Origin of the sequence: Pseudomonas helleri (genome assembly GCF_009600315.1) — a bacterium.
GTDB classification, from domain to species: domain Bacteria; phylum Pseudomonadota; class Gammaproteobacteria; order Pseudomonadales; family Pseudomonadaceae; genus Aquipseudomonas; species Aquipseudomonas helleri_A.
Genome location: NZ_WIWC01000028.1, coordinates 28,628 through 40,189 on the forward strand (window position 1 = coordinate 28,628; position 11,562 = coordinate 40,189).

Genomic DNA, 11,562 nt, shown 5'->3' on the forward strand with positions numbered 1-11,562 from the left:
ATGTCGAAGCCGCGAGGAAGTGTATGAAAAGTGTCATCAATGTGATGTGGTCTGGAGGGCCTGCCTACGCGTCTGTACACAAGGTTCATCTACAGATTCTCGCGCAGGCAACTCCTGGAACACTGATCAAAACCTGGCTGCTGCAGGACAAGGCAACGGCATGCCTGGGAGTGCTGGGAGAAGTAAAAGCCTGGCATTTGGCGTCTCGATTTTTGAAGGGTCGCGGAGTCTGGATGGTGTCCCGTCCATTACGTAACCGGCTTTTTTACAATGCTTTACTCAAGCATCAAGCCCGACTGGTCTTGCTGGATGGTCTGGGCGTGGCGCGTGCGCTGCTACCTGCCTTGCGTGATTTGCCTCAGGTGCGTGTCGTGGTTGTGTTTCATGGATCAACGCGGCTTGACCGTAAGGATGTGAACCTGTTTCGTCAGTTTGCCCCTGAGCAACTGACGTTATGCGCCGTGTCGCAGACATTGGCGTCCTCGATTGAAGCGACAATGGGACTGGCGGTTGTGCCTCTGCGCTGCATGCTGGACCCGCAAGCCTTCAAGCAACAACTGTTGTCGCGGGAACAGGCGCGCCAAGTGCTGGGGACTGGCGCACGCCATCAGCAGGTGTTCGGCGCAATTGGCCGACTGGTTGAGTCCAAGGGGTTCGATACGTTAATCAAGGCGTTTGCTCAAAGCTTGCAGACCCGCCCTGATCAGTTGTTGCTGATCATCGGTGAAGGACCTGCCCGCACTGCACTGGAAGCCACGGTTAGCGCTCTGGGCCTGCAAGACAAGGTGTTGTTGCCGGGACACATGGCGAACGTAGCCAGCTTGTACCGGGCTTTCGATTGGGTCGTGATTCCGTCACAAGCAGAAGGTTTAGGCTTGGTAGTACAGGAGTCGGTTATCGCGGGAATACCGGTGCTGGCCAGTAATCTGACAGTTTTCCATGAGCAGTTAGGGGACGCGGGTTATTACATACCCGTTGACGATGTTGCTGCCTGGACCAAAGCCATTGATATGACCGCCTCCCTTGTGACAGAAGAAGTAGCATCAAGCCAGTATGCAGCGCTTGATCCGCAAAGCGCATGGCAACGTTTTAGGCTGGCATGCGCTGACGAACTATCAGTCGTTCAATAAAGCGCTTTCAAGTGCCTGAGCAGGAAATTTGTGGCTCAGGTTTTCTCTCTGGATGTAGCGCAAGAAGTGTTGCAGGTTGCGCCGGGCTAATTTTTTAGAGAGCGGCCCCTTGAAAAAGCGCATGTCAGCTACGTCAATCAAGCCCCATTCATGTTGCGGTGTAATCACGATATTGCCCAAGTGTAATGAGCGGAAGTAAACACCGGCGTTGTGCAGCTTGCGTATCAGCTCGATAAGCTTGGGCAGGTTGTCTTCCCAGTCAAAGCCATTTTTCTCTGCAATTTGACGCAGGGTTTCGCCTGGCAGCGGTTCATACAGAACCGCCGTCTTGCCCGGTTCGTCCAACTGATAAAAGGCCAGCACGGTGAGCGTTGGAATGCCAAGTTTCTTCAGCTTGGCGGCGTTATCAATAAAGCGTTTCGAATAAGGCCGTAACAAAGCAGAGGAGAAAAGGCGCTTGCGACGAAACACTTTCACGATATTTCCGTCATTCAGCAGGTAGACTTTCGCGCCGAAGCTGTCGGCCTCAAGAACTTTGGCGCCCTCAATCATTTGATTCAAGGCGGCTTGTGGAAGCCGTGAGCATTGCATCGTTAAACCCTAGCGAGCAGTCAGACCGGCAATGATGCCGAAAAAAACAGGTTTTAACCATGCCAGGGTGGCAGGCGATCGATTTTAGGAGCGGTATTTATGTACGAACGTCGCTGGGCGCAATTCCTTATGACCATAGGTCTATTGTGGTTTATGTTAGCGATTGCATTTGCGCCCACCAATAAGCTGTATCAGCAAGGGTTGGTGGCTTTTCTGTGGTTACCGACGTTGCTTGTAGCGTGGTCGGCGCGTGCCCGCATCGTCGAGGTCTGGAAAGGCCAGCGGGCTTTATGTTTTGGGCTTTTGGGGTTGGCAGCCTGGGCTGTCATCAGCTTGAGTTGGAGTGGTCAGCCTTTAAATGAAGCCAAGCCGCTTGCCTATATCGCTGTGTTTGTTCTGTCATTTCCAATTCTGGCCAATGGTCGCCCAGAACGCATTGTGCGTCTGATGCAGTGGGCTGGCCTTGGGCTCTCCGCCAGTGCATTGATTGCAATCGTTCGTTTTTACTTTATCGATGGAAACGCCTGGGTAGGTCGCCTTGAAGGGCTTGGTCAGTTGTCTCACCCGATTTTGGGCGCTTACGCGATCGGCATCGTAGGCATTTTGATGCTGCACTGGGTGCCTCAGCAGCGCGCGATGCAGGCCTTGTGGTTGGTTGCATTGGGCTTTTTGGGACTTTTTGTTGTGCTGACTCAAAGCCGTGGCGCGGCGCTGGCGCTGCTGCTCACGGTGCTTTGCATGCCATTGTGGCGACCTGATCGGCGTACTGTGACGATTGCAGTGTTGGCACTGATCGGTGCAATGGCTGTGTTCTGGTATATGCAGGCGCTCGTGCTTGAACGCGGGGCATCTTACCGCCCGGAAATATTCATGGGCAGCTTGCAGATGATCAAGGAGCACCCCTGGACAGGATTGGGCCTAGGGACTCACTTTACCGTCTCTGCGGTCGGCATAACCTTTGATCATTCGCATAATTTATTCACCAGTGTGGCAATTGAGCTGGGGTTGCCGGGGTTGTTTTTCTGGTGCATTGCCTGGTTCTCGGTGTTTTTCTATGCGTGGCGTGCCCGGGCCACCTTACTGGGTCAAGGCGTTATAGGCGCTTGGGTTTTCTCGATGCTGGCCATGCAGTTTGATGCGGCCAGTTTGATGGGAACTCCGCGCGCCGAATGGTTCATTACGTGGCTGCCAATAGCCCTTGCGACTCTTTTGTCGGCTAATAAGGCGTGCAGTGGCGCCTGTGATAAAATTTCGCGTTTTCCTTAATTCAGTGAGCTCCACGATGAGTGATGTACCAGCGGAACAGAGTTCAAGTCTGAAAATTTATTTTCGGCTCTTGGGCTATGTCAAACCCTACATCGGCCTATTCCTGCTGAGTATTGTCGGGTTTCTGATTTTCGCTTCGACACAGCCAATGCTTGGCTACATCCTCAAGTATTTCGTCGATGGCCTGTCCAATCCCGATGCAGTGCTGTTCCCGTCTATCCCCTATTTGCGGGATCTGCGACTGTTGCAGGCCGTGCCGATATTGATCGTCCTGATTGCCGCATGGCAAGGTTTTGGATCGTTTCTGGGTAACTACTTTCTGGCCAAGGTGTCGTTGGGGTTGGTGCATGATCTGCGGGTTCAGTTGTTCAATAACCTGCTGACATTGCCCAACCGCTATTTCGACAAGCACAACTCAGGTCATCTGATTTCGCGAATCACCTTCAACGTCACCATGGTGACCGGTGCTGCTACCGATGCCATCAAAGTGGTTATCCGGGAAGGCATGACCGTTATCTTCCTGTTTGCTTCGTTGCTGTGGATGAACTGGCGGTTGACGCTGGTGATGATCGCCATCTTGCCGCTGATCGCAGTCATGGTGAGCACGGCCAGCAAGAAATTTCGCAAGCAGAGCAAGAAAATTCAGGTAGCAATGGGCGATGTGACCCACGTGGCCTCTGAGACCATTCAGGGCTATCGCGTCGTTCGCAGCTTTGGTGGCGAGACTTACGAAGAAAAGCGCTTCCTTCAGGCCAGCCTCAGCAACACTGAAAAGCAACTGCGCATGACACGTACCGGGGCGATATACACCCCGATGCTGCAATTGGTGATTTACATCGCCATGGGCATCCTGATGTTTCTGGTGCTGTACCTGCGCGGTGATGCTTCGGCCGGCGACATGATTGCCTACATCACCTTGGCCGGTTTGTTGCCCAAACCGATTCGCCAGTTGTCGGAAGTCAGTTCGACCATCCAGAAAGGGGTAGCGGGCGCAGAAAGTATCTTCGAGCAGTTGGACGAAGAGCCTGAAGTCGATACCGGCACCATTGTGCGTGACCATGTCACGGGTCGCCTGGATGTGCGTAATCTGAACTTCACCTACCCGGACACCGAACGCCAGGTTCTCAAGGATGTAACCTTCTCGGTTGAACCAGGGCAAATGGTGGCGCTGGTGGGTCGCTCCGGCAGTGGTAAGTCGACACTGGCCAACCTGATCCCGCGCTTCTATCACCACACTTCAGGTGAAATCCTGCTCGACGGCGTGGAGATCGAAGACTATCGCTTGCTTAACCTGCGTCGCCATATTGCGCAGGTAACCCAGAACGTGACCCTTTTCAGCGACACTGTGGCCAATAACATTGCTTATGGCGACTTGGCGGGAGCGCCGCGTGAAGCGATTGAAAAAGCTGCGCGTGATGCCTACGCGATGGACTTTATCGAGCAACTGCCGCAAGGGCTGGATACCCCTGTGGGTGAGAACGGCGTGCTGCTGTCCGGTGGTCAGCGCCAGCGTTTGGCCATTGCGCGAGCCTTGCTTAAAAATGCACCGTTGCTGATTCTCGACGAAGCCACCTCGGCCCTCGATACCGAATCCGAGCGTCATATTCAGGCGGCCCTCGACCATGTCATGAAAGGTCGAACGACGTTGGTGATTGCTCACCGCCTGACGACCATCGAAAAAGCCGATCTGATTCTGGTCATGGATCAGGGTCAGATTGTCGAACGCGGCACTCATGTCGAGTTGATGGCGCTGAGCGGATATTACGCACGTTTGCACTCTATGGGCCTGGATACCCCGCAAGCCGCGGGTGATATGACCTAGGCTCTGTACGCAATGTATCTGCGCTCGGTTATGCGGCGTTGAAAACAGGCTCGGAATGCTCATTTACAACCTGTAAACTCCGCTTCCTCGCCTGTTTTCGCCTTGCCTAACCTTCGCTCGAAAACATTTCGTACAGACCCCTAGGATGTAAACCAGGCCTGTGGGGGCTGACTCCCGCAGGTTTGTTTAAGCTTGGCCGGGCTTTTTAGCCCACCTCTGATTCTCATTCGTTGCGATTAACAGGTGAACTGACCAGCGTTCACCCTGTGTTAATATCGCGCCCCTGTTCATTTTGTATGTGGGTTCTCCATGAAGTTGTCCATGCCGCGATTCGATCAAGCCCCTGTCTTGGTGGTAGGCGATGTCATGCTCGACCGTTATTGGCATGGCGGGACCTCACGGATTTCCCCTGAGGCGCCGGTGCCGGTGGTCAAGGTCGAGCAAATCGAAGACCGCCCGGGCGGTGCTGCCAACGTGGCTCTGAACATCGCTGCTCTGGGCGCACCGGCCTCTCTGGTGGGTGTGACCGGCGACGATGAAGCCGCCAACAGTCTGGCCAACAGCCTTGAAGGTGCCGGTGTTCGTGCACTGTTCCAGCGCATTGCCCATCAGCCAACCATCGTTAAGCTGCGGGTGATGAGCCGTCACCAGCAACTGCTGCGTATCGACTTTGAAGAACCCTTTGCCACCGATGCACTGGCGTTGGGTGCCGAAGTAGAAAACCTGCTGGAAGGCATCAAGGTGCTGGTGCTTTCCGACTACGGCAAAGGTGCACTGAAAAACCATCAGGTTCTGATTCAAGCTGCACGTGCCCGAGGCATCCCCGTGCTCGCAGATCCCAAAGGCAAAGATTTCTCGATCTATCGCGGTGCGAGTCTGATTACACCTAACCTCAGCGAGTTTGAAGCCATAGTCGGTGGTTGTGCCGATGAAGGCGACCTGGTCGCGAAGGGTGCCAAGCTGATGGCAGACCTGGATCTGGGTGCTTTGCTGGTGACTCGCGGCGAATCGGGCATGACCTTGTTGCGCCCAGGCTTTCCTGCCATGCACTTGCCTGCTCGTGCCCGGGAAGTGTTTGACGTGACGGGTGCCGGTGACACGGTGATCTCAACCTTGGCAGCGGCTATTGCTGCCGGAGAAGAGTTGCCTCACGCGGTGGCGTTGGCCAATCTGGCGGCCGGCATTGTGGTGGGCAAGCTGGGTACGGCGGCCATCAGTGCTCCTGAGCTGCGCCGTGCGATTCAGCGTTCAGAAGGTTCGGAGCGCGGCGTAGTCACCCTCGATCAGTTGCTGTTGGCGATTGATGATGCGCGCGCCCACAACGAAAAGATCGTCTTTACCAACGGTTGCTTCGACATTTTGCACGCCGGGCATGTGACGTATCTGGAACAGGCGCGGGCCCAAGGCGATCGCCTGATCGTTGCGGTTAACGACGATGCGTCGGTAAGCCGTCTGAAAGGGCCGGGGCGTCCGATCAACAGTGTTGATCGTCGCATGGCGGTGTTGGCCGGTTTGGGTGCGGTGGATTGGGTGATCAGCTTTCCTGAAGGCACCCCGGAAAACTTGCTGACTCAGGTCAAGCCTGATGTTTTGGTCAAGGGCGGCGATTACGGTATTGACCAGGTGGTCGGTGCGGACATCGTGACGGCTTATGGCGGCATCGTGAAAGTGTTGGGATTGGTTGAAAACAGCTCGACCACGGCTATTGTCGAGAAAATACGCGGTCAGTAAGAGAAAAGCCCCCTCACCCCAACCCTCTCCCGGAGGGAGAGGGGGCTGATTAGTGTTGACCTTGAATCTGCGTGCGGTCAGTCCTACTCCTTGGGTGAGGGGGAGCTGATTAGTGTTGATCTTGAATCTGCGTGCGGTCAGTCCCCTCTCCCTCGGGGAGAGGGTTAGGGTGAGGGGCTTTGGGTCTCAGTACTTTCTTGAATATCTGCCGAGCCTTGCCCGTCAGGCGCCTGAGGCCTGATTCTTTCTCCGGCGCACTCAACCCCTGCTGCTTGAGCCAGTCTTTCCAGCGAATGCGTTCATCGCTGACCACCCAGCCCTCCTGCGGCGCAAAACTTTCAGCCAAATGTATACCGCGTGTATTGACCGGGTGCAGCCTGTCCTTGTGCAAGGTGTAAAGCTCGGCGCTGGGTAATCCGTCAATCAGCGGCATCAAGTAAAGGTCTGGACGCTTGCGATCGAGCCTCGCCACCAGTTGATCACCCTCCAGACGCTCATCGACGTGCAGCAAGCTCAGCGATTTGGCCTCTTTGGGAACCTCCAGCCGCAAGTCGTAAATCAGTTGCAGCGAAGCCGTCGGCAGATGCACATAGGCCCGCGGGCGCTCCAGCAACGTCTGGCTGCCACAACGGACTGCAAGCGCCGCGCCCGACAAGGGTGTCAGTAAAAAGGGCAGGGCCTCGCGATAATGGAGCGCGCTGGCATAAGGTGCAGGCAGCCAGGTTTCCTTGAAACGCCCGCTGAGCCACCCCTCAGGGGTTTCGAGCAAGCACTCTTCAGCGACTTCCTGGATGGCGGTATGCAACGGTAAGTTGATCTCGTGGGCCGGAACATAACCAGAGATCAACTTAAGTACCACGTCGCCCCGGTCCTGACGGCGTTGGCGAACCAGCACCCAATAGTCACGCCCCTGCCAGTTCAACGTCAGGCGGATCGATACCCCGAGATTGGCCAGCTCTACACCAAAGCGCGTGTTGTCTGCCACGTTGACTTGACGGCGTTTGTGCAACGTTTGTGCAAAGTTGAGTGGCATGCCAATGCTTTGATAGCTCAAGCCTTCCGGCGTGGCCTCGACAAACAAAGACAGGGTTTTAAAGTCGTTGGGGTTCTTGCGGATGAGCGAACGCGGCATGTCGGCTCCTTCTTGCGTCGGGGTCGGCCGCGTCGGCGGCATTAGGTTTGGCGCAGAACCTGCGCAACGATCGCCACGTTATGGGCCAGGTGCAACGGGTTAATGGTGCCGACAATAGCACTGGCAACACCCTGATGGCCAAATACCAGTTCAAAGCTGGCTCTCACCGGATCAACACCGGGGCTCAGGCAGACATGCCCGCTGGCCAGCGCTTTTTTGACCAGAATCGCTTTGCCATGGGCAGCGGCATAATCAATCACCGGCTTCTCGGCTTGCTCATTCAGGTTGTACGTGACCATGGCACAGTCACCTGTTTCAAGCGCTTTGAGTCCACCTTCAACAGTTTTCCCCGAGAGGCCGAACCCGCGAATTTTGCCTTCGCGTTTAAGGGCCGCGAGGGTTTCATACACTTCGTGATGCTCAAGAATAGCCAAGTCGTTGCCGTCCGAATGCACCAGTACCAGATCAATGAAGTCTGTTTCGAGACGTTTCAAACTCCGTTCAACCGATAATCGGGTATGGGCTGCGCTGAAGTCATGACTGGACTCGCCGTGGGTAAATTCTTCGCCCACTTTACTGATAATGACCCAGTCCTTGCGCTGGCCGCGTAACAGAGGGCCAAGGCGCTCTTCACTGCGACCATACGCGGGGGCAGTGTCGATCAGGTTAATGCCCAGATCGCGACTGAGCTTGAGCAGCACGCGGGCGTCGTCGTCGTCCGGGATCTGAAAACCGCTGGGGTATTTCACGCCCTGATCGCGACCCAGTTTGACAGTGCCCAGCCCAAGCGGCGACACCATAAGACCGGTGCTGCCCAGTGGACGATGTAAATCGTGCAGCGTTGGCTGACTCATGGCAGCAGTTGCTCCCACGCGGTTTTCGCCAATGGCGGACGAGGCAGTTGTGGCAGGACAGGCGCATTGCCTGGCCGGATGCCGTCCTGCTCCAGCGCTTGCAATACCCGGTCGGAAAAGTCCGGAGCCAGCGCCAGCTTGGTGGGCCAGCCCACCAGCAGGCGGCCCTGATCGGCTATAAACGCATTGTCCGGTCGTACCAGTCCCGATTGTGCAGGCTCGGCACGATTGACTCGCAGTGTGGCCCATTGCGCTTGGCTCAGGTCAACCCACGGCAGCAAGTTGCCCAGTTCCTTTTGGGCGACGGCAATCTGTTCGGCAGGCTCGCGCGCGACGCCCTCGGCTTCGGCAATATCGCCACCCAGATACCACACCCACTCGCCATTGGCCGCAGGATGAGTGGTGACGGTGATGCGCGGTTTTGGTCCGCCACCCAGGCAATGCGCGTAAAGCGGTTTGAGGGTCGGGCCTTTGACCAGCACCATATGCAGAGGGCGAAGCTGTTGTGCAGGAATGCTGATACCGGCGCTGGCCAGCAGCTCGGCATTGCCTGCCCCCGCGCTGAACACGATGCGTTGAGCGTGAATTTCGCGATCATCAATGCGCAGGCCGATCATTTCACCGTCTTCAATCAGGGGCTCGATGGATTGCGCCGCGAGCAGCCCGTCTCCGGCCAGTTCCGCCAGACGCTCAATCAGGCTGGGCACATCGACCACCAGTTCAGCCAAGCGATAAACTTTGCCCTTGAAACGCGGATCTTGCAGGGCTGGCGGCAGTTGATCGCCTTTAACCTGATCGACCCGGCCACGCACGGCCTTGCTGGCAAAAAAGCTGGTGAGGTTGCCCGCCAGTGTGCCGGGCGACCAGAGGTAATGAGCTTGAGAGAGGATGTTGACGCCGCGTAAATCCAGCTCGCCCTCACCGGCAAGGGCTTCACGCCAACGGCGCGGCATATCGGCAATGGCTTCCGATGCGCCTGTCAGCGCGCCATGCAAAGCATATTTTGCTCCGCCATGAATGATGCCCTGAGACTTGACGCTTTGCCCGCCACCCAGGCTGTCGCGCTCGACCACAATCGTGGAAAAACCCTGTTTGCGCAGGCGAGCGTTGAGCCAGAGGCCGGCAACACCAGCGCCGACAATCAGCACGTCGGTGGAAATAACAGATGGCATGGGCGACCTCAGCGTTGAAAGACAAGGCTGGGAGTATACAGCCTGATCCGGACTCTGACGTTCTGTCGGCAGTAAGGCTAGAGGGGTTTAGTGGCCCGCCGTTTTGGAAAATAACTGGATCACTACCACGCCCAGAACGATCAGGCCCATGCCCAGGATGGCCGGGACATCGAGTTTTTGCCCGTAGATAAAAAGCGCAGCGACACTCACCATCACGATGCCCATGCCCGCCCATACGGCATACGCCACGCCCACCGGAATAGTGCGTACCACCAGCGTCAGCATCCAGAACGCTGTGGCGTAACCGGCGATAACCAAAATCAGTGGCAGCGGCGTGCTGAAGCCCTTGATGGCTTTCATCGAGACGGTGGCAATCACTTCGGCACAAATGGCGATGGCCAAATAGTAGTAAGCGTTCATGGTGATGTCCTGAAAGGGGAGGCGGGGCAATTTATCAGCAAGGGATTCTAGTGGTTGTAAAAGTGTGTAGGCGTTTTAATTACGACAGCTTCAGTGGGCTCTTTAGTCGCTCGCCAGCTAACTGATCGCCCTCTTGGTTTTCAAGTAAACTCTGCGCCCATGAATAGAACTCTTTACACCTTGCTGTTTCATCTAGGCCTGCCGTTGGTGGCGCTTCGTTTATGGCTGCGAGCGCGCAAGGCGCCAGCATATGCTCAGCGTGTCGGGGAACGCTTCGCTCTTGATTTACCCGTGATGCAGCCCGGCGGTATATGGGTGCATGCCGTATCGGTAGGCGAGAGTATTGCCGCAGCGCCGATGATTCGTGCACTGCTCAAACAGTATCCGCAGTTGCCCATAACGGTGACGTGCATGACGCCTACCGGATCGGAGCGCATCCAGGTCCTGTTCGCAGATGAGCCGCGAATCCAGCATTGCTATTTACCTTATGACTTGCCTTGGGCCGCGGCCCGATTTTTGAAATGTGTGCAGCCAAAACTGGCCGTGATCATGGAAACCGAACTGTGGCCAAACCATATCCACCAGTGCGCGAAACGGAGTATTCCGGTTGCCTTGGCCAATGCGCGGCTATCAGCCAGATCTGCCAAGGGATATGCGCGCTTTGCCAGGCTTACCCGGCCAATGCTCCAAGAAATGAGCTTGATTGCTGCACAAACTGAAACGGAAGCTGAGCGTTTTCGTCAGTTGGGAGCACGCCCCGAATGCGTTGAAGTGACCGGATCTATCAAATTCGATCTGACGATTGATCCACAGCTGTTGATTAAGGCCCGTGAGCTGCGTGAGCACTGGCAGGCCCAGGATCGCCCCGTGTGGATTGCCGCCAGTACCCACGCCGGGGAAGACGAAATCGTGCTCTGCGCCCATCGACAACTGCTCGCTCATTATCCTAATGCGCTGCTGATTCTGGTGCCGCGTCACCCTGAGCGGTTCAACTCGGTCTTTGAACTGTGCCAACGTGATGGCGTCGTGACGGTGCGCCGCTCAAGTGGCGGGCCGGTCACTGCTGCGACTCAAGTGTTGCTGGGCGACACAATGGGCGAGTTGCTTTTTCTATATGCACTGGCGGATAGCGCATTTGTCGGCGGCAGTCTGGTTCCCAATGGTGGGCACAACCTGCTGGAACCGGCGGCATTGGCCAAGCCCGTGTTGAGTGGTCCGCATCTGTTTAACTTTCTCGATATTGCTGCTCAATTGCGTGAAGCGGGCGCTTTAGAGGAGGTCGAAGACGCGCAGGGGTTGGCAGTTGCCATACAGCGTTTGTTTGAATTGCCGCAAGACGCCCAGCGCATGGCCGAAGCAGGATTGATCGTGATGAAGGCCAATCAGGGGGCTTTGCAGCGTTTGTTAGAGGGGTTAAAGCGCTTGATGTCGCGTTAATCCCTCT

Annotated in this window: 10 protein-coding genes; 5 read left to right on the plus strand and 5 right to left on the minus strand. The window is 56.1% G+C overall.

Features of this window, described 5'->3' with window-relative positions:
- Positions 1–23 precede the first annotated feature (23 nt).
- Positions 24–1,130, plus strand: a complete 1,107-nt coding sequence (locus GHN86_RS16105) for a glycosyltransferase (RefSeq protein WP_228384913.1) — start codon at positions 24–26, stop codon at positions 1,128–1,130.
- On the opposite strand, the gene GHN86_RS16110 is transcribed toward GHN86_RS16105, so the two are convergent.
- Positions 1,116–1,721, minus strand: coding sequence for a toluene tolerance protein (locus GHN86_RS16110; protein WP_153380805.1), 606 nt, complete (start codon positions 1,719–1,721; stop codon positions 1,116–1,118). The two genes, GHN86_RS16105 and GHN86_RS16110, sit on opposite strands and share 15 nt — an antisense overlap.
- A 99-nt stretch (positions 1,722–1,820) precedes the next feature.
- Here GHN86_RS16110 and GHN86_RS16115 point away from each other — a divergent pair, with 99 nt between their 5' ends.
- From GHN86_RS16115 to hldE, 3 genes are all read left to right on the plus strand, one after another.
- Complete coding sequence (locus tag GHN86_RS16115) at positions 1,821–2,987, plus strand: O-antigen ligase family protein (protein ID WP_153386926.1); 1,167 nt, start codon at positions 1,821–1,823, stop codon at positions 2,985–2,987.
- A 16-nt stretch (positions 2,988–3,003) separates the two neighbouring features.
- Positions 3,004–4,809, plus strand: coding sequence for a lipid A export permease/ATP-binding protein MsbA (gene msbA / locus GHN86_RS16120; protein WP_153380802.1), 1,806 nt, complete (start codon positions 3,004–3,006; stop codon positions 4,807–4,809).
- A 309-nt stretch (positions 4,810–5,118) separates the two neighbouring features.
- Entirely contained in the window at positions 5,119–6,540 is a 1,422-nt protein-coding gene (hldE, locus tag GHN86_RS16125; protein ID WP_153380800.1) for a bifunctional D-glycero-beta-D-manno-heptose-7-phosphate kinase/D-glycero-beta-D-manno-heptose 1-phosphate adenylyltransferase HldE, read from the plus strand.
- A 109-nt stretch (positions 6,541–6,649) separates the two neighbouring features.
- Here the strand turns inward: hldE and GHN86_RS16130 are convergent, their stop codons facing one another.
- The 4 genes from GHN86_RS16130 to GHN86_RS16145 form a co-directional block, all read right to left on the minus strand.
- Entirely contained in the window at positions 6,650–7,672 is a 1,023-nt protein-coding gene (locus GHN86_RS16130) for a metal ABC transporter ATPase (protein ID WP_153380798.1), read from the minus strand.
- 41 nt (positions 7,673–7,713) lie between these two features.
- Positions 7,714–8,526, minus strand: coding sequence for an aldo/keto reductase (locus tag GHN86_RS16135; RefSeq protein WP_153380797.1), 813 nt, complete (start codon positions 8,524–8,526; stop codon positions 7,714–7,716).
- Positions 8,523–9,698: an NAD(P)/FAD-dependent oxidoreductase gene (locus GHN86_RS16140; RefSeq protein WP_153380794.1), complete on the minus strand. Its 1,176-nt coding sequence runs from the start codon at positions 9,696–9,698 to the stop codon at positions 8,523–8,525. Before GHN86_RS16140 ends, GHN86_RS16135 begins: the two co-directional genes overlap by 4 nt.
- An 87-nt stretch (positions 9,699–9,785) precedes the next feature.
- On the minus strand, positions 9,786–10,118 hold the full coding sequence (locus tag GHN86_RS16145; RefSeq protein WP_153380792.1) for a DMT family transporter: 333 nt from the start codon (positions 10,116–10,118) through the stop codon (positions 9,786–9,788).
- Between the two features lie 159 nt (positions 10,119–10,277).
- On the opposite strand from GHN86_RS16145, the gene waaA reads away from it, so the two are divergent.
- Positions 10,278–11,555: a lipid IV(A) 3-deoxy-D-manno-octulosonic acid transferase gene (waaA, locus tag GHN86_RS16150; RefSeq protein WP_153380790.1), complete on the plus strand. Its 1,278-nt coding sequence runs from the start codon at positions 10,278–10,280 to the stop codon at positions 11,553–11,555.
- Positions 11,556–11,562: the final 7 nt, after the last annotated feature.

What these genes read in the sequence shown, in the direction of transcription:
- GHN86_RS16105 (WP_228384913.1), top strand. Translation starts at nt 24, where the DNA reads ATGAAAAGTGTCATCAATGTGATGTGGTCTGGAGGGCCTGCCTACGCG.
- GHN86_RS16110 (WP_153380805.1), bottom strand. Translation starts at nt 1,721, where the DNA reads ATGCAATGCTCACGGCTTCCACAAGCCGCCTTGAATCAAATGATTGAG.
- GHN86_RS16115 (WP_153386926.1), top strand. Translation starts at nt 1,821, where the DNA reads ATGTACGAACGTCGCTGGGCGCAATTCCTTATGACCATAGGTCTATTG.
- msbA (WP_153380802.1), top strand. Translation starts at nt 3,004, where the DNA reads ATGAGTGATGTACCAGCGGAACAGAGTTCAAGTCTGAAAATTTATTTT.
- hldE (WP_153380800.1), top strand. Translation starts at nt 5,119, where the DNA reads ATGAAGTTGTCCATGCCGCGATTCGATCAAGCCCCTGTCTTGGTGGTA.
- GHN86_RS16130 (WP_153380798.1), bottom strand. Translation starts at nt 7,672, where the DNA reads ATGCCGCGTTCGCTCATCCGCAAGAACCCCAACGACTTTAAAACCCTG.
- GHN86_RS16135 (WP_153380797.1), bottom strand. Translation starts at nt 8,526, where the DNA reads ATGAGTCAGCCAACGCTGCACGATTTACATCGTCCACTGGGCAGCACC.
- GHN86_RS16140 (WP_153380794.1), bottom strand. Translation starts at nt 9,698, where the DNA reads ATGCCATCTGTTATTTCCACCGACGTGCTGATTGTCGGCGCTGGTGTT.
- GHN86_RS16145 (WP_153380792.1), bottom strand. Translation starts at nt 10,118, where the DNA reads ATGAACGCTTACTACTATTTGGCCATCGCCATTTGTGCCGAAGTGATT.
- waaA (WP_153380790.1), top strand. Translation starts at nt 10,278, where the DNA reads ATGAATAGAACTCTTTACACCTTGCTGTTTCATCTAGGCCTGCCGTTG.